Source organism: Polynucleobacter sp. UB-Piko-W3, assembly GCF_018881635.1.
Taxonomy (GTDB): domain Bacteria; phylum Pseudomonadota; class Gammaproteobacteria; order Burkholderiales; family Burkholderiaceae; genus Polynucleobacter.
Genome location: NZ_JACVPY010000002.1, coordinates 554857 through 573229, shown reverse-complemented (window position 1 = coordinate 573229; position 18373 = coordinate 554857). Strand labels below are relative to the sequence as shown.

Below are 18373 nucleotides of genomic sequence, written 5' to 3'. Positions count from 1 at the left end.
ATGCCCGCTACCATCCCAGCACCACCCCGTAATATTTTCAAGATTCTTGCTGCAATGTTTGCCACAGGCTTGATTTTAGGCTGCAGTACCCCCGCCCAACAGCGTGCAGATGCGGAAATTCGGGCAGCAAATACTCAAGAAATGAAATCTTCTACTGCTCCTCAGGGCTATTTGGGGGGATACAGTCCCAATGACCCTCCGCGGCTATCTAGCGATACTGCTTATGACCCATTAAATTCAGGGCTCTCTGAGACTGTGGCGCTGCCTCTCCTATCCTTCTTAATTATTGAGCCAGATCCTATTACCAAAAATGCAGTCCCCTCTGATGTTGAAAAACTAGTCAAAGCTCGTAAATTTGAAGATGCGATTGATTTGATTAACTCTCAACTCAAGAAGACCCCGCGTAATGTACAACTGCGTTTTGTGAAGGCCCGAGTACAAATGGAGATGCGTCAATTTACTCAAGCTAAAAAAACCTTAATTGAAATTACCCAGCAATTTCCGGAGCTACCTGAACCCTATAACAATCTAGCCGCAATCGCTGCTAACCAGGAGAACTGGATTGAAGCGAGAGATTATTTAGAGCTCGCTTTGAAGCTTCGCCCAAGCTACGCGATTGCCTCTGCTAATTTAGGCGAAATCTATATTCGTCTTGGTGCGCAAGCATATGAGAATGCAGCAAAAAATGCGCAACTCAATCAAGGTCAATACACCAGAAGGTCTAAAGCCCTAACGGATATATTGAAGCCCCCTCCAAAGCGTCAGCTTAATCAGATTGAAAATCGCCCACTCAATGCAACTGATACACAACGAATTGATACTCCATCCACCAACCTTCCAGAAAGTAGATCCAAATAATGGCTAAAGTACTGTTAAAAACGAATCATGGTGACATCACACTGAGTCTTGATTCTAAAAAAGCCCCTAAGAGCGTTGCTAATTTTTTGCAATACGTCAAGAGCGGCCACTATGATGGCACGATCTTTCATCGCGTCATTAATAACTTTATGATTCAAGGCGGCGGCATGACTGCCGGCATGAAACAAAAACCTACCGGTGCTGAGATTGAAAACGAAGCGAATAACGGTCTTAAGAATGACCGCTACACCGTAGCGATGGCCCGCACTAGCGATCCACACTCTGCTACAGCGCAATTTTTCATCAATACAAATGACAATGATTTTTTAAATCACACCGCGCCCAATGCTCAGGGTTGGGGCTATGCCGTCTTTGGCAAAGTTACCGATGGCATGAACATTGTGGACACTATTGGTAAAGTAAAAACTGGCAGCTCTGGCTTTCATCAAGATGTGCCATCTGAAGACGTCCTGATTGATAAGGCAAGCGTTCTCGAGGAATGATTCCGCAATACTCGAGCGCACTGCTCATCTCAGATATCCATCTGACGCCGTCAATGCCCTTGACGGCGCAACGCTTTTTTGACTTCTGTGAAAAGGAAGCTCCCAAGGCAGAAGCTGTTTTTATTCTAGGTGATCTGTTCGAGTATTGGGTAGGCGATGACACTTCTTCGAGTTCACCATTCCAGCAGGAAGTACTGAGCGCACTGGCGAATCTGTCAGCGAAAACTAAAACCTATTATGTTCACGGTAACCGGGATTTCTTAATTGGCCATAGTTTTTTGAAAAAAACAGGCATGACTCTTTTGGCTGACCCATCCCTCATTGAAATCGCTGGCGAAAAATATCTTGTCTGCCATGGTGACTCTTTGTGTACCGCAGATATTGGCTATCAGATCTTTCGCGGTATCGTCAGGAAGCCTTGGATCCAGAAATTGTTCTTAAGCATGCCGCTCAACTGGCGCCGCTCAATTGCTAACCGCCTTCGTAGCAATCGTCACACCCAATATCAACATAGCGCAAGTAAATCAACTGCGCGCAATGGTATGCGAACCAATGTGACCCTAGAGGCATGTGCTGCAATCATGAAGAAATGGTCTATGGATAAGTTAATACATGGCCATACCCATTTACCTGCCCATCACCATGAGCAATTAGGTCAGCAAACGTGGCAACGCTGGGTATTATCAGACTGGGATCTAGATCACCCAGTGAGAACTGTCCCAAGAGCAAGCGCACTATCTATTAATAATCAAGGTGTACGCTCTATCGATCTGAGCAAAACTTAAACAGATCAGTTTATTAAATTCTTAGGTATTAGAGTATTTGGATAAACACTGCACCATCTGTGCAAAGATTCTAGGATTCGCGGCCATCACTTCGCCACTTTTGAGAAAGCCTTCTTCACCGCGATAATTGCCAACCAAGCCACCTGACTCGGTAATCAATAAGGCTCCTGCTGCCATGTCCCAGGGCTTCAGATCACTTTCAAAGAAGCCATCGTAACGACCTGCAGCAACATAAGCTAAGTCTAAGGATGCAGCACCAGGGCGGCGTAAGCCAGCGCACTGTCGCGTCATCTCTGCAAAGATTTTTAAATATTTTTCCAAGTCTTGATCTTCGCGATATGGAAAACCAGTGCCCAGTAAAGAGCTTACTAGGCGATCTTGGGTGGCAACACGTAAGCGGCGGCGATCTAAATATGCGCCAGCTCCACGAGTAGCCGTAAATAACTCATCACGCGTTGGGTCATAAACTACTGCTTGTTGAGTTACGCCATTAACTGCCAATGCAATCGACACTGCATATTGCGGAAAGCCATGAATAAAGTTGGTTGTGCCATCCAGTGGATCAATGATCCACACGTTCTCTGCGTCGATGTTATGTTCGCCCGTTTCTTCAGCCAAAAATCCATGGGTTGGATAGGCCTCACTGAGTGTTTCAATGATTGCCGCTTCTGCGGCTTTGTCCACCTCGGTTACGAAATCATTGTGTTGTTTGCGATCAACCTGTAAGCGCTCTAAATTAAGAGAAGCTCGGTTAATCACAGTTCCAGCACGACGGGCAGCCTTTACGGCCACATTTAACATGGGATGCATAAGTATTGATGGACAAATTAAATAAGAACGAGCCTGTAATATTGCCTAAACTGCATGACAATACCAAGCGAATACCCTGATTCTAAACGATTAGTGCTTTGAGCCTCCCTTGATACTGATAAGCAACCTATGAATCCCGAGAAATCCCAATTACTACGCTGGGTTCTAGTTGAAACCAGTCATCCTGGCAATGTTGGATCCGCGGCGCGAGCCCTAAAAACAATGGGCTTTAGTGATCTACGTCTGATTAACCCAAAAATGCAGAATGTGGCCAAAGAGTCAGAAGCCATTGCTTTGGCAAGCGGTGCGGTTGATGTTCTAGAGTCATCCCAAGAGTCAAACTCTTTAGCCTCGGCAATTCAAGGATGCTCAGTAGTGCTTGGCCTAACCAGCCGAGATCGGGAATTTGGTCCGCCAGCTATAGACTGGGTATCAGCTCGCGCCCTCATACAGGAATCTGTAGCCAACCAAGGAAGAGTCGCTTTAGTATTTGGGCCAGAGCGAACAGGTTTAGACAACGATCACCTATCTTTATGTACTCATAGAGTTTGGTTAGACGCCAATCCTGCATACCCTTCCCTTAACCTAGCCCAAGCCCTCATGGTCTGTGCCTACACCCTCAGAGAGGGCCTGAGTGAGACTGGCAAGCCAGAAATGATGGTAAATCGTGAGGAATTGGCGCAATTAGCCGATCCTGCTGCCATAGCAGCCATGCTCGACCATTGGCGTGAAGGCCTTGAGGCCATAGGCTATCTAGACCCCAATCATCCCAAAAAGCTCATGCCTCGCTTGCAGGCATTATTTGCTCGTAGCCGGCTGCATAAAGAAGAAATCGATCTCTTGCGGGGGATTGCCAAACAGATGCTCCAGAGAAAATAAGCGCATCCCGTTAAAATCAAACCATGTCTAATTCACTATTCGACCAAGTCGACTCCATTATTGCCAGAGACCCCGCCGCAAGAAACCGCCTTGAGGTTATTACTTGCTACCAGGGCTTGCATGCCGTTTGGCTACATCGCATCTCTCACTTTTTATGGAACCTAGGTCTTAAGTGGATTGCGCGCGTCTTATCCATGATCTCTCGGTTCATTACCGGTATTGAAATTCATCCGGGCGCAAAGATTGGTCGTCGTGTATTTTTAGATCACGGTCTTGGCATTGTTATTGGTGAGACTACTGAAATCGGCGATGACTGCACAATTTATCAAGGCGTAACCTTAGGTGGAACTTCACTTTATAAAGGCGTTAAACGCCACCCCACTTTGGGCAAAGGTGTAGTTGTGAGCGCTGGCGCAAAAGTGCTTGGTGGATTTACTGTTGGCGACGGTGCACGGGTTGGATCAAACGCAGTAGTCTTAAAAGAAATCCCAGCGGGTGCCACTGCTGTTGGAATACCTGCACGCATCCTGCACCCAGACTTGCCACAAAGCGCTGACAGCAAAACAAAAGAATATTTTTCTGCTTATGGCGTAACGCCAAATGTCGATGACCCAGTATCAATGGCGCTCAAGGGCTTAATTGATGCAACGATTGAACAAGAAGCCAAGATTGCTGCGCTAGAAAAAGCATTAGCCAAGCTGAGTAACGCCCCAACTGATGCCTCAAGTTCAAGCGATACCAAGCGGGACTTGGATGCCATCAAAGAGTGGCTTAAAGAGTAAAAGCGGTAATACTATTTAATGAAGTGTACGTGGGTTGGGGCTTATTGAGCCTGAGGCAGATCCTGAAAAAGCTTCCTCATCTGCATCATCCCCATCATCATTGGGCATTCCAAAAGTAAAACTCTCACCCCCTTTTGGATGTCGATTTTGGATCTCGTCTTCTGTAGCAGCGCGGATGTCTTCAACCTGAACCCAAAAACGCAAAGCCATCCCTGCTAAGGGATGATTACCATCAAGCACTACTTGACTATCTGCAACATCAGTCACTGTATAAATCAGTGGCTCATCATCAGAATCAGGATCATCTGTTACATCTGATGCTTCGTCAGCGTCTGGTATTCCTTCAAATTGCATACCCACTTCAAGTGGCTCAGGAAAACGCGTGCGTGGCTCAATCTTCAGAAGCTCTGGATCATACTCACCAAAAGCCTCGCTTGGCTCAAGCTGAATAGTTGTTTCATAACCAATATCTTGGCCATCTAAAAGAGTTTCTATTTTTGGGAAAGTCCCCTCATAACCGCCGTGCAGGTATACCATCGGAGAATCTGGTTCTTCAATGACATTATTTTGAGCATCAGTTAACTTATAGCGAAGGGATACGATGGTATTTTTTTCAATCTTCATGCGAAATCTGTCGAACATTCGTTTTTTATGAGTTTTTGCTAAGCTTTCACTTTATGACTTCATTTTACTTGAGCAAACCCTATCAGCCCCCCAAGGCCCCTCAAAATCTGCCTCTAAATGAGCCTTGGGCATTATTTGGGGGGATTAGCCCCAATTTATTCATGGAAAGCTATTGGCACAAAAAACCGCTATTGATCCGTGGAGCCATTCCTGCATTTACGCTAGCCGAACAAAATCAGGAAAGCTTGGGCAGCCCTATCACTGCAAGTGAACTGATTGCACTTGCCAGCCAAGATGGGGTTGAATCCAGACTCATTAAATCAAATCCATGGAGCTTTAACGCTGGTCCATTTTCAAAAAAATCTATCCCAGCATTGAGTAAACCCAATTGGACGCTACTACTTCAAGGGATGGAAGCCCATCACCCTGCTGCTGCAAAAATTCTCTCCTGGTTTCGCTTTATCCCAGATGCCCGTCTGGATGATTTAATGATTAGCATTGCCGGAATTGGTGGTGGCGTTGGACCCCACTTTGACTCTTACGATGTTTTTTTAATTCAGATGTCTGGCACAAGACGCTGGCAAATATCCCAGCAAAAAGATTTAAGTCTGAGCCCCAATCTGCCTCTCAAAATTTTGCAGCACTTTAAGCCTGAGCATGACTGGGTCTTAGAGCCAGGCGATATGCTTTACTTGCCACCACATATTGCCCATGATGGTGTTGCTCTGGATGCAGGTTGTCAAACTTGGTCTGTTGGCTTTAGGTCTCCTAGCTTTAAAGAATTACTACAAGAAGGTTTATGGCGCTTAGCTGAATCTCTAGAAGAAATGCCTGAGCTTGAACAGAAATTTGCCGATCCAAGGCAAAAAGCCAGCCTGAATGCCGAGCAACTTCCAGAAGAGCTCATCAAGCAAATCACAGTCAAGCTTCGCGAGTTGCAATTAGATCAAGTACATCGGTTTTTACCTGGCATCACAGCCTACCTATCCGAACCTAAACCACAGGCTTTTTTTGAGGGCCCAGCAAAGCCTCTAAGCCCTAGTCGATTTTCCAAACAACTTGGTTTAAAGAAGCTTCTACCAAGCCCCCAAACACGCATTCTGAGTCTTGGCAAAGAAGTCTTTTGCAATGGCGAAAATATGAGCCAAGGTCAGCCCGAGGATATCGCACAAGCTTGGCGAATCCTCTCAGCCAAAAAAGCACTGGTGGGCACGAAACCGCAACTTAGTAATCAGAGTACCCTTTATGAAGCCTACCTTGCAGGCTGGCTGGTTTTTGAGAGTGCAAAGTCAGTATAGATATAATCTATACTGGAAATCACCTAGGGGCAATCCCTAGGAATTTTCATCACAATTACAGATCATTGTTGTTTAATTTTTTAGAGGGAATCACAAATGAAGAAGTCACTCGTATTCGTTGCAATCTTAGCTATCGCCTTAGCCGCTTGCGGTAAAAAAGAAGAAGCAAAACCTGCTGAAGCTCCTGCTGCTGCTCCAGCTGCTCCTGCTGCTGAAGCTCCTGCTGCTGCTCCCGCTGCTCCTGCTGCTGACGCTAAGAAGTAATCTTCTTCTGGATGAAAAAAAGCCGCTCTAAAGCGGCTTTTTTTATTACTTGAACTGATCTATTTTGCTAACTGATCATTGAGTAAGGTTAATAATTGGACGCCAGCCGGTGTATTTTCTGGCTTACCATCGGCATCTTGAACATAGACGTTCGCTGAATTCTCTCCAGTACTCTTAACGACCACTTGATACTTCTTGGCCTTCAACATTGCGTCATCCTTACTGCTGAAGAGATTTGAAAAGAAGCCCTTGGTATCACCTACATCTTTGGTATTTACGTAACGAACATAGTAAACACCCGCGGAACGATTGCGATCTTCGACTGTAAAGTTAGAACGATCCAGAGCCAAACCTACATCACGCCATGAGCGATCAAAACCAGCGCTCAATACGATATAAGTCTGTTTATTGGCTTCTTGGACTAATTTTGCTTTTGGAGTCTTGGGGCCTAAAGGCGCTGCGACCATTGCCTTGGCCTGCTCTTGAGTCATGCCCAGACGCTCCATTAAGCGCGCTAAGAATACAGCCTCTAATTCAGGATCATTAGGACGGCTAGTCCATATGGTGGAGATACACTGACTCGTTGCATCCGTCACACACTTTTCCAGAGCGCCTTTTTGCGTAATGTAAATCTCAGTTTCATCAGGCTTGGGAGCCTCTAAACGGGTTTTATATTTGTCGCGCTCACCAGTGTCATAGATAGAGTCTAAAGCGCCACCAATGGTTGAGCGAATCCAATCCTGAGCAATCTTGCCACGATTTTCTGCCCAATCGGTTTCCATGATCCCAGTAGATGGTGAATCAACCACTAACAAGAAACCGTTTTCTTGCCAAAAATCCTTAACCTGCGGGTAAAGCTCTGTGGCGGGTTTTTCAACCACCAACCAACGACGCTCACCATCTCGTGCAATTCGCATTCCTGGTATGCCGGTCATCACGCTATTGCGCATCTGAACTGATTTTTTCATCGCTGCGTTATATTCCGACATCGTTGCAGTGCCGTCTTGAACAATATAACGACGATCTGCTTGAGCGGTAATCAAATCCGGCGGATAAGATAAATTAGGGCCGCGCACCGCTCCAGTAGCTTTGTAATCAACAGTATCGTTACTAGTAACTGATTTACAAGCTGTCAAGGCACCTGCGGCTATGATCACAAGACCAAGAATCGCCATGTAATGGCGAAGTAGTTGCATCAAATTCTTCATATCAAGTCAGCCTGTTTTAATGCCGCCTTCAAGGATTCACGTAAAGAAGCGCTTAAAGGAGTTAACGGCAAGCGAATGCCCGCAGTGATCTTACCCATTTCATGAAGGGCCCATTTCACTGGGATTGGATTTGCTTCCGTAAACATCGCCTTGTGTACTGCTAGCAATTTATATTGAATCTCGCGGGTTTTTTTCACATCATCTGACATCGCTGCAACGCATAACTCATGCATCAAACGCGGCGCAACATTGGCCGTTACTGAAATGTTGCCCTTGCCACCCATGAGCATCAGCATTGCAGCAGTTAAATCATCACCCGAAAATACTGAAAAGTCAGCATGGCCTGAACGCTTTAAGTCCGCAATCAACAAAGTGCCCCGTTCCAAGCTTCCAGTTGCATCCTTGATGCCAATGATCCCCGGAACACCCGCTAGACGTAAAACAGTATCCCCAGCCAAATCAGCGACTGTACGACCGGGAACGTTATATAAAATTACCGGTAGATCAACAGACTCAGCAATCTTTTTGAAGTGGGCATACATACCCTCTTGTGTTGGCTTGTTGTAATAAGGAACAACCTGCAAGCTAGCATCAGCGCCTACTTTTTTAGCGAACTGGGTTAATTCAATAGCCTCAATCGTAGAATTGCCACCGGTACCTGCAATCACCGGAATACGACCAGCAATTTGCTCTACCGCAACACGAATTAATTCGCAGTGCTCCTCTACAGAGACCGTTGGAGATTCACCGCTAGTACCAACAATGACGATGCCATCAGAACCTTCAGCCACATGCCAATCTAGTAAAGATCGCAAGCCAGGGTAATCCAAGCTACCATCTTCATGCATCGGAGTAACGATGGCAGGCATGCTGCCAGCAATGGTCTTTTTGTTGCTTTTAGATTGAACTGTATTTGTCACCGAATATGCACCGATATGGACTGTCTTAAGCTTGAAATTGTAACGGAATGCGGTCTTTTAACATCCCTTTTACAGCGCAAAGGCGCTGAACCATGGCTGGTTTGGGCTCGTCCACATAAATATCCTCATAGGCAAGGACTTTGAGGCCATGGCGAGCGGCAAAAGCCAATAATTCCCCAGGATTTAAAAGGAAATTAGGGTTTGATGGTTTGCCGAACTTTTCATTGCCTAGGGCAAAAGTTTCATAAATCAGAACCCCGCCCTCTTCCAATAGTTCAGGCAAACGATCCAGATGAGGGCGATATAGGTAATTGGTCACCACAATACCGCCAAACTTTGACCCAGATAAAGGCCAAGCACCTTCCTCAAGATTGAGACATTTTGGAGTAATGGCGGAAGACAGTACATTCTGGATCGCTGAGATATCTTGATCTACAGCCAAGACGCAATGACCCAGATGAGCCAATAACTGAGAATGGCGACCTGACCCACATGCAAGATCGAGTGCTATAGCGCCCTTGGGAATCAGTGGTGCAAAACGCACCACCCAAGAAGATGGTTTCACAATTGAATCGTGCGAACCAAGCAAGCCAACAGCCTTAATCGTAGTCAAGGCCCATCGCTTCGCGGACCTCACGCATCGTTTCTTGAGCAACTTTGCGAGCTTTATCACCACCATCGGCAATGATGGATCGCAAAAGACTTGGATCATCCAAATACTTCTGCGCACGCTCAAACATCGGTTGCTGCTCTGCAAGAATGGCATCGATTACTGGCTGCTTACATTCAAGACAGCCAATGCCTGCTGATTTACAACCCTTTTCAACCCATTGCTTGGTTTCTTCATTGGAGTACACAACATGCAATTGCCATACTGGGCAGCGCGCAGGGTCACCCACATCTGTTCTGCGGACGCGAGCGGGGTCGGTAGGCATCGTGCGGATTTTTTTAATAACTTCTTCAGGTGCCTCGCGAATGCTGATCGTATTGCCATAAGACTTAGACATCTTTTGACCATCAATTCCTGGCATGCGCGATGCTGAAGTTAATAATGCCTGCGGCTCAGGAAGAATAATTTTTCGTGAGCCTTCTAAGAAACCAAATAATCTCTCACGATCTGCCATTGATAAGCTTTGTGCTTCTTGTAGTAATGCTTTAGCTTGCTCTAAAGCCTCATCATCGCCACGCTCCTGAAACGCAACACGTAACTCCGCATACATTTTGGCGCGTTTACTACCTAACTTTTTTACAGCCTCTAAAGCTTTTTCTTCAAAACCAGGTTCACGACCATATAAATAATTAAAACGGCGTGCTACTTCACGTGTCATTTCTACATGGGGTACTTGATCTTCACCGACTGGTACATGTTGAGCGCGATAAATCAGAATATCGGCAGCTTGTAGCAAGGGATAGCCTAAAAAGCCGTAGGTTTGTAAATCCTTTTCTTTTAACTTTTCAATCTGGTCTTTATAGGTCGGCACCCGCTCAAGCCAACCCAATGGGGTTCCCATGGCAAGTAGCAAAAAAAGTTCTGCATGCTCTGGGACCTTACTTTGAATGAATAAAGTTGCCTGATTTGGATCTACGCCTGCAGCCAACCAATCAATCACCATATCCCAAACAGATTGCTCAATCACATCGGGGGTTTCATAGTGAGTAGTTAGAGCATGCCAATCTGCAACAAAGAAAAAGCAGGGATACTCAGATTGCAATCGCACCCAATTCTTGAGTACGCCATGGTAGTGGCCAAGATGCAAATTACCCGTAGGTCGCATACCGGAGAGAACACGTTCAGCAAACATCTTTATTCTTTATCTTTATTGTTAATGAATCAATGAAATGCAGACCATACTGGTGTGAGGTGGTCTGGTAAATGCGGCAAATTACCGAGGTCAATATGACTCTCATCAGGATCATGAAAGTCTGATCCTCGAGACGCCAAGAAACCATACTGCTGAGCAATCTTCCCAAAGGTTTGGTATTGGTCTGGACTATGACTTCCAGTGATGACCTCAATTGCCAAACCGCCAATATCTTTAAAGTGCTTAAAGAGCTCATCCATCTGCATCGCATTTAGCCTGCTATAGCGTCCCGGATGAGCGATGACTGCAACTCCGCCAGCAGCCTTAATCCAAGCAACCGCATTATCCAATGTTGCCCACATATGCGGAACATAGCCTGGCTTATCTTCAACCAGGTAATTTTTAAATACCTGTTCAGTATCACGGCAAACGCCCTGCTCTACTAAGAAACGTGCAAAGTGGGTTCTGGAAATCAACTGATCGTTGCCTGCGAAATGGAGCGCACCTTCATAAGCACCAGGAATACCCACTTTTAATAATTGATCTGCCATGAGTTGAGCACGATCTGTGCGACCTTCGCGCGTGCGACGGAGTCCCTCCAGAATCCCAGCATGGTTAGCATCAATACCAAGGCCAACAATGTGAATGGTTTGCCCCATCCACGTGACTGAAATTTCTACGCCAGCAAGGTAATCCATATTCAAAGCGCTAGCTGCATCTTTGGCGCGCTGCTGACCACCTAACTCATCATGGTCTGTGAGCGCCCATAAATTCACACCATTAGATTTGGCACGCTCTGCGAGCTGTTCAGGCGTCAAAGTGCCATCAGAGACTACTGAATGGCAATGCAAATCGGCATTAATAGGTGAAAAGCTGCTCATGACCCTATTTTAGGTCAAGCTGGTATCAATTACCCGGCGCGGTGCGTCTAAGTAGTCACGGGACTGCATCTCAATGAGGCGTGACACCGTTCTGGAGAATTCTGCCGTAATTTGGCCCTCGGTATACAGATCTGGGGCTGGAACCTCAGCAGAGATGATTAATTTGATTTTATGGTCATATAAGACATCAATGAGCCAAATAAAGCGACGTGCTTCATTGGTCATCCTAGGAGGCATGTAAGGCACTCCAGAGACAATTACGGTATGAAACTGCTTGGCAATCTCAAGATAGTCATTTTGAGAGCGCGGGCCGCAGCATAAAGTTTGAAAATCAAACCATACAACGCCATTAGCCATATGCAAGGGCCTAAGCTCACGAGACTCAATATTCAAGACCGGCATCGCAACCTCTTTGCGATTACCTATCAGCGTTTGAAACATTTGACCCAGCTTCACCTGAGTTTCCGCACTGGCTGGCGTTAAATAGGCTTCTACTTGTGCCATCTGCAGACGACGATAGTCATTTCCTGCATCCAGATTGAGAACATCCAATCTTTCTTCGAGTAATTGAATAGCTGGTATCAAACGATCACGATGCAAGCCATTGGGATACAACTGATCTGGACGATAGTTGGATGTCATCACAAATTGCACACGATCTTCAAATAGGGCACTTAAGAGGCGATATAAAATCATTGCATCAGCAATGTCGTTGATATGGAACTCGTCAAAGCAAATCAAGCGAAAGCGTTGCGATATTCTTTTAGCAAGCTCGTCCAAAGGGTCTGCCATACCCGATAGCTCATGTAATTCGCGGTGAACCTCACGCATGAACTCATGAAAATGAATACGAATCTTTTTTTCTACTGGGGAGGCAGCATAAAAGCAATCCATCACAAAGGATTTGCCACGCCCTACTCCGCCCCATAAATACAAACCACGGGGCAGCACTGGCTTAAATAGTGCCTTCTTAAGATTGTTACTGCGAATTTCTTTGTAAGCAATCCATTCATCTTCACACTGCTGTAAACGCTCTACAGCGCGAAGCTGCGCGGGATCGGTATGATACCCGCGCGTTTTTAACTCTTGTTCGTAGTACTCAATGGTTTTCAATTACATATTTAATGCGCGTTGGTCAGTTGCCAATGCTGCTTCGCGCATGACTTCTGACAGACTTGGATGCGGATGACAGATGCGTGCAATATCCTCAGCTGCCGCCTTAAATTCCATCGCCACTGCAGCTTCAGCAATTAAATCTGAAGCATTTGGGCCGATGATATGAACACCAAGAATTTCATCGGTCTTAGCATCAGCCAAGATTTTGACAAACCCATCAGCGCGACCCATACCCAATGCACGGCCATTAGCCCCAAATGGAAATTGACCAGCTTTATAGGCAATGCCAGCCTCTTTCAGGGCTTGCTCAGTCTTACCAACCCAAGCAATTTCAGGATCGGTATAAATCACCCAAGGAATGCAGTTGTAATCGATATGCGGTTTTTGGCCAGCAATCACTTCTGCTACCAACACGCCCTCATCCTCTGCTTTGTGGGCCAACATCGGTCCGCGCACGACATCTCCAACGGCGTATACGCCAGGTGCAGCAGTAGCGCAAGTGTGATCGTCAATTGGAATGAAACCACGCTCATCCACCTTAAGACCAATCTTGTCTAATCCTAACTTATCCGTGTTTGGAACACGACCAACAGAAACAATCAAGCGATCGCACTCTAACTTAGTCGCCTTACCAGCGCTGTCAGTGTAATTAACGACCACACCCTTCTTATCAGCCTTGACATCACCAATCTTCACGCCCATATTGATGTTCAAGCCTTGCTTAATGAATAGCTTTTGGGCTTCTTTAGCAATGCCCATATCGCATGCAGCCAAGAAAGATGGCAGTGCTTCGAGAACAGCGACTTCTGATCCTAAGCGGCGCCATACAGAGCCAAGCTCTAAGCCAATCACACCAGCGCCAATAACACCTAGCTTCTTGGGTACTGAATCGAACTTGAGGGCACCTTCGTTATCGCAGATCAAAACGTTATCGACTGTCAAACCAGGCAAGTGACGGGCTTTAGAACCAGTCGCAATGATGACGTTCTTTGCCGTAACGCTTGACTTATCTTTACCGTCAATCTTGATTTGATAGCCATCAGCGCCCTTAGATTCAAAGGAGGCATGACCTTTTAATAAAGTGATTTTATTCTTGCGAAAGAGATACGCAATACCACCAGTCATCTTCGTAACAATGTCATCTTTACGAGAAACCATCTTTTTAGAATCAATGCTGACAGATCCAACATTAATGCCATGATCAGCAGCATGATGACTAATCTTCTCGAACTCTTCAGAAGAAGCTAGCAAAGCCTTCGACGGAATACAGCCCACGTTCAAGCACGTACCCCCTAAACGAGGCTCGCCTTTTGGATCATCATAAGAACTCGATTCTGCGCAGGCAACCTTAAAACCTAGTTGCGCTGCACGAATTGCGGCGATGTAGCCACCAGGGCCAGCACCAATTACCACTACATCAAAAGCTTGGCTCATGATCTTCCCTTCTTACAAATCAAGAAGTAGACGTGCTGGATCTTCCAAAGCATCCTTCATGACAACCAAACCAAGCACAGCCTCACGGCCATCAATGATGCGGTGGTCGTATGACAAAGCAAGGTAGTTCATTGGGCGCACTACTACTTGACCGTTTTCAACGACAGCACGGTCCTTAGTGGCGTGGATACCCAAGATAGCAGATTGTGGTGGGTTGATAATCGGCGTAGAGAGCATAGAACCAAATACACCGCCGTTAGAGATGGAGAATGTACCGCCAGTCAACTCTTCAATCGACAATTTACCTTCACGAGCTTTAAGTCCAAACTCAGCAATCTTCTTCTCAATATCAGCTAAATTCATTTGGTCAACATCTCGCAGGATGGGCACTACCAAGCCACGCGGAGAGCTTACGGCGATGCCAATATCGAAGTAACCGTGGTACACAATGTCATTACCATCTACAGAGGCATTGAGTAAGGGGAATTTCTTCAAAGCATGTGTTGCTGCTTTCACAAAGAAAGACATAAAGCCTAACTTCACACCATGGGTCTTTTCAAATTGGTCTTTATATTTATTGCGAAGCGCAATGACTGGAGCCATATTGACTTCATTGAATGTAGTCAATATGGCGTTATTTGCTTGTGACTCTAATAAACGTTCAGCAATACGAGCACGCAAGCGACTCATGGGAACGCGCTCTTCTGGGCGATCACCCATTGGAATGGATGCAGTTGGGATAGAGGCGGATTTTGCACCACCAGCGGCAGCATTTAAAGCATCGCCTTTAGTAATGCGACCATCACGACCCGAGCCAGTTACTTGTGCAGAGCTCAGATTATTTTCCGCCAGAATTTTTGCTGCTGAAGGGGCTGCAGCTGCAGAAGAAGTTTTAGCCGCTGGAGCAGCTTTTGCAGGAGCTGCGGCTGGAGCTACTGCTGCAGGCGCAGACTTAGCAGCTACTGCAGTGCTGTCAATCTTAGCAATCAATTGCTCAGCTACAACAGTGCCGCCATCGGCCACTACGATTTCAGTAATGACGCCAGCAGAAGGTGATGGTACTTCGAGAACGACTTTGTCAGTTTCAATCTCAATCAAGATTTCGTCTTGACCAACGGCATCGCCGACTTTCTTTTTCCACTGCAATAAAGTTGCCTCAGCAACTGATTCAGAGAGTTGTGGAACTTTAACTTCAAAAATAGCCATGATTAATCCTAGTTATATGTATGTTGAGGTGTGAGCACGATTATTTCGTGATCACGTAACCTTTTAGATTGGCAAATGCTGCATTCAATAAAGACTTCTGCTGTTCTTGATGGAGATGAGCATATCCACAGGCAGGTGAAGCAGATGCAGGACGCCCTGCATAAGCTAACTTCATGCCCTCAGACATATTCTCCAAAATATTATGTTGGACGAAGAACCAAGCGCCTTGATTCTGCGGCTCATCTTGACACCACACAACCTCTGCAATCTTGGGATACTTCTTCAACTCAGCGGCAAGTGCCTTATGTGGGAAGGGATAAAGCTGCTCTAAGCGAATGATGGCAACGTCGGCAATCTTCTTCTCTGCACGCTGTTTCACGAGGTCGTAATACACCTTACCGGAACACATGACCAAACGAGTGACTTGTTTGGCATCAATAGTGTCATCACGTTCAGGCAATACTGTATGAAATTTGCCTTTGGTAAATTCAGATAAAGGAGAAGAAGCCTCTTTATTACGAAGTAATGATTTAGGTGTCATCAAGATCAGCGGTTTGCGGAATTGACGAATCATCTGGCGACGTAATACGTGGAAGATCTGCGCTGCCGTAGTTGGCTGAATCACTTGCATATTAGTATCGGCACACAACTGCATGAAGCGCTCAAGACGAGCAGATGAATGCTCTGGGCCTTGACCCTCATATCCATGCGGTAACATCATGACTAAGCCATTAGCGCGACCCCATTTCACCTCACCCGAGGCAATAAATTGATCGATCACCACTTGAGCACCATTAGCGAAGTCGCCAAATTGCGCTTCCCAAATGGTTAAGGTGTTGGGTTCAGCTGAAGCGTAGCCATACTCAAACCCAAGAACCGCCTCTTCAGACAAAATAGAATCAATCACTAAAAATGGTGCTTGATCTTTAGCAATATGGCGCAGTGGAATGTAAACACCGGTATCCCATTTCTCGCGATTTTGATTATGTAAAACCGCATGGCGATGCGTAAAGGTTCCACGACCGCTATCTTCACCTGACAATCGGACTGGGTAACCACTCGCGACCAAGGATGCGAATGCCATATGCTCGCCCATACCCCAGTCAATGTTCGTTTCGCCACGCCCCATTGCTGCGCGATCATTTAAAACCTTTTCAACTAGGGGGTGAACTTTAAAGCCTTCTCGTGCAGTAGAAACACGTTCAGCCAAGCGCTTCCACTCTGTCAAGGGAATGGCTGTATCCGCTTCATCTGTCCATTTCTTATTCAAAAATGGCGCCCAATCTACTGCAAACTTACCTTTGTAATTACTGAGGACTGGGTCAGAAGTTTGTATACCGGCATCCATTGCAGCTCGGAAATCCTTGACCATCTGATCTCCCGTACCAACAGGCAATGTGCCTTCTGCCTCTAGCTTGTCTGCATATAGCTTACGTGTGCCAGGATGAGCAGCGATAATTTTATACATCAAAGGCTGAGTCATCGAGGGTGTGTCTTGCTCGTTATGGCCCAGTTTTCTGAAGCAAACAATATCGATTGCTACATCTTTGTGGAACTGCGTACGAAACTCTATGGCTAATTGAGTTGCCAATACCACTGCCTCAGGATCATCGCCGTTCACATGCAATACCGGCGCATCAATAATCTTCATGATGTCTGTGCAGTACAAACTAGAGCGCAAATCTCGTGGGTCTGAAGTTGTAAAACCAATTTGGTTATTGATCACAATGTGAACTGTGCCGCCGGTTGAGTAGCCGCGCACCTCTGCCATCGACAAAGTCTCTTGCATAACTCCTTGACCAGCAATTGCAGCATCACCATGAACCAGCACAGGTAATACCTGTTGTCCTAAAACATCACCACGACGATCCATGCGGGCCCGAGCTGAACCTTCTACTACAGGATTCACAATCTCCAAATGGGAAGGATTGAATGCTAAAGAAACGTGGACTGGTCCAGTTGGTGTAGAGATATCACTAGAAAAACCTTGGTGGTACTTCACATCACCTGCAGGTAAAGTCTCAGGGCCTTTGTGCTCAAACTCTGCAAATAAATCTTTTGGCATTTTGCCCAGAGTGTTCACAAGAACATTGAGACGACCACGGTGGGCCATACCAATGACGATTTCTTGAACCCCTTTGGCGCCCGCTTGATGAATCAATTCATCCATACAGGCGATGAAACTATCTCCACCCTCAAGGGAGAAGCGTTTTTGACCAACATACTTGGCTTGTAGATAGCGCTCTAGGCCTTCTGCTGCAGTAACACGATCTAAAATTTGACGCTTTTTTTCCACATTAAATGCGGGTTTTGAGCGCACAGACTCTAACTTCTCTTGCCACCACTTCTTAATCTTTTGGTCGGCGATGAACATGTACTCCGCACCAATCGTGCCGCAGTATGTTTCACGCAATGCTTGCAGTAAGTCACGCAAGCTCATTTCGGCTCTACCGAAGAATGTATTACTAATATTGAAGACGATATCCATATCGCCATCAGTAAATCCATAGAATGCTGGATCCAACTCAGGAATATCTGGGCGCTCAGTGCGCTTTAAAGGGTCAATATCTGCCCAGCGATTGCCAACGTTACGATACGCAGCGATCAACTGCTGTACTGCAACCCGTTTACGTCCCATGTCGGAGTCCGCTGAATCAGAAATCGTTCTGATGGGGCCTTGCTTAGCGCGCTGGGCAAAAGACGCAACAATGGGTCCGTGAGCAATGTCAGTTCGAGACGAACCATCAACCGCAGGGACTTGTTTCACATTATCAAAATAAGTGCGCCAATGATCAGCAACAGAAGCTGGATCGTGCAAATAGGATTCGTAGAGTTCCTCTACATAGGGTGCGTTACCGCCAAAGAGATAAGAGTTATCTCTTGATTCCTGCATCATGATGCTCACCTTTCATCGGGTTTCCCGACTAAAACTGTGGTTATAACCATCCGTTACGCGGCTTCACCGTTTCACGAATTGATCTGTGCAAATACTGCTGCTACGGG

Annotated in this window: 18 protein-coding genes; 7 read left to right on the top strand and 11 right to left on the bottom strand. The window is 46.1% G+C overall.

Translation table 11 applies throughout. The features are described 5' to 3' along the window. From ICN31_RS03220 to ICN31_RS03210, 3 genes are read left to right on the top strand one after another with little or no spacing between them, the layout of a single operon-like run. A complete protein-coding gene (locus ICN31_RS03220) occupies positions 1 to 858 on the top strand; it encodes a M48 family metallopeptidase (protein WP_216258513.1) in 858 nt (285 codons plus the stop codon). Further along, entirely contained in the window at positions 858 to 1361 is a 504-nt protein-coding gene (locus tag ICN31_RS03215; protein WP_216258510.1) for a peptidylprolyl isomerase, read from the top strand. The genes ICN31_RS03220 and ICN31_RS03215 overlap by 1 nt, the downstream gene beginning before the upstream one ends. Further along, a complete protein-coding gene (locus tag ICN31_RS03210) occupies positions 1358 to 2146 on the top strand; it encodes a UDP-2,3-diacylglucosamine diphosphatase (protein ID WP_216258508.1) in 789 nt (262 codons plus the stop codon). Before ICN31_RS03215 ends, ICN31_RS03210 begins: the two co-directional genes overlap by 4 nt. A gap of 21 nt (positions 2147 to 2167) precedes the next feature. Here ICN31_RS03210 and ICN31_RS03205 read toward each other — a convergent pair whose 3' ends face one another. Beyond that, a complete protein-coding gene (locus ICN31_RS03205) occupies positions 2168 to 2956 on the bottom strand; it encodes an inositol monophosphatase family protein (RefSeq protein ID WP_088525137.1) in 789 nt (262 codons plus the stop codon). Positions 2957 to 3085: 129 nt separating this feature from the next. Between ICN31_RS03205 and ICN31_RS03200 the strand changes: the two genes are divergently transcribed. Together ICN31_RS03200 and cysE are read left to right on the top strand one after the other, a co-directional pair. Further along, entirely contained in the window at positions 3086 to 3835 is a 750-nt protein-coding gene (locus ICN31_RS03200) for an RNA methyltransferase (RefSeq protein WP_216258506.1), read from the top strand. Between the two features lie 23 nt (positions 3836 to 3858). Continuing rightward, complete coding sequence (gene cysE, locus ICN31_RS03195; RefSeq protein WP_216258503.1) at positions 3859 to 4617, top strand: serine O-acetyltransferase; 759 nt, start codon at positions 3859 to 3861, stop codon at positions 4615 to 4617. A 15-nt stretch (positions 4618 to 4632) separates the two neighbouring features. Here cysE and ICN31_RS03190 read toward each other — a convergent pair whose 3' ends face one another. Further along, positions 4633 to 5241: a peptidylprolyl isomerase gene (locus ICN31_RS03190; RefSeq protein ID WP_216258502.1), complete on the bottom strand. Its 609-nt coding sequence runs from the start codon at positions 5239 to 5241 to the stop codon at positions 4633 to 4635. Positions 5242 to 5402: 161 nt separating this feature from the next. On the opposite strand from ICN31_RS03190, the gene ICN31_RS03185 reads away from it, so the two are divergent. Beyond that, a complete protein-coding gene (locus tag ICN31_RS03185; protein ID WP_255530898.1) occupies positions 5403 to 6539 on the top strand; it encodes a cupin domain-containing protein in 1137 nt (378 codons plus the stop codon). 96 nt (positions 6540 to 6635) lie between these two features. Then, the gene (locus ICN31_RS03180; protein ID WP_216258498.1) at positions 6636 to 6803 is read left to right on the top strand and encodes a hypothetical protein; all 168 of its coding nucleotides are present in this window, start codon (positions 6636 to 6638) and stop codon (positions 6801 to 6803) included. A 59-nt stretch (positions 6804 to 6862) separates the two neighbouring features. On the opposite strand, the gene bamC is transcribed toward ICN31_RS03180, so the two are convergent. The 9 genes from bamC to ICN31_RS03135 form a co-directional block, all read right to left on the bottom strand. Then, positions 6863 to 8011, bottom strand: a complete 1149-nt coding sequence (gene bamC, locus ICN31_RS03175; protein WP_216258496.1) for an outer membrane protein assembly factor BamC — start codon at positions 8009 to 8011, stop codon at positions 6863 to 6865. Next, positions 8008 to 8880, bottom strand: coding sequence for a 4-hydroxy-tetrahydrodipicolinate synthase (dapA, locus tag ICN31_RS03170; protein WP_216260727.1), 873 nt, complete (start codon positions 8878 to 8880; stop codon positions 8008 to 8010). The genes bamC and dapA overlap by 4 nt, the downstream gene beginning before the upstream one ends. Before the next feature lie 76 nt (positions 8881 to 8956). After that, a complete protein-coding gene (locus tag ICN31_RS03165) occupies positions 8957 to 9544 on the bottom strand; it encodes a bifunctional 2-polyprenyl-6-hydroxyphenol methylase/3-demethylubiquinol 3-O-methyltransferase UbiG (protein WP_255530897.1) in 588 nt (195 codons plus the stop codon). Further along, positions 9531 to 10733 carry a tryptophan--tRNA ligase gene (locus ICN31_RS03160; RefSeq protein WP_216258494.1) on the bottom strand — a complete coding sequence of 401 codons (1203 nt, stop codon included), beginning with the start codon at positions 10731 to 10733 and terminating at the stop codon, positions 9531 to 9533. Before ICN31_RS03160 ends, ICN31_RS03165 begins: the two co-directional genes overlap by 14 nt. Positions 10734 to 10762: 29 nt before the next feature. Further along, positions 10763 to 11614: a 3',5'-nucleoside bisphosphate phosphatase gene (locus ICN31_RS03155; RefSeq protein WP_216258492.1), complete on the bottom strand. Its 852-nt coding sequence runs from the start codon at positions 11612 to 11614 to the stop codon at positions 10763 to 10765. Between the two features lie 9 nt (positions 11615 to 11623). After that, on the bottom strand, positions 11624 to 12727 hold the full coding sequence (gene zapE / locus ICN31_RS03150; protein ID WP_216258490.1) for a cell division protein ZapE: 1104 nt from the start codon (positions 12725 to 12727) through the stop codon (positions 11624 to 11626). Beyond that, positions 12728 to 14164 (bottom strand): dihydrolipoyl dehydrogenase, encoded by a 1437-nt coding sequence (gene lpdA, locus ICN31_RS03145; protein WP_216258489.1) that lies wholly within the window; start codon positions 14162 to 14164, stop codon positions 12728 to 12730. It abuts the gene before it with no gap. A gap of 12 nt (positions 14165 to 14176) precedes the next feature. After that, positions 14177 to 15370: a 2-oxoglutarate dehydrogenase complex dihydrolipoyllysine-residue succinyltransferase gene (gene odhB, locus ICN31_RS03140; RefSeq protein WP_216258487.1), complete on the bottom strand. Its 1194-nt coding sequence runs from the start codon at positions 15368 to 15370 to the stop codon at positions 14177 to 14179. A 40-nt stretch (positions 15371 to 15410) separates the two neighbouring features. Continuing rightward, entirely contained in the window at positions 15411 to 18266 is a 2856-nt protein-coding gene (locus ICN31_RS03135; protein WP_216258485.1) for a 2-oxoglutarate dehydrogenase E1 component, read from the bottom strand. Positions 18267 to 18373: the final 107 nt, after the last annotated feature.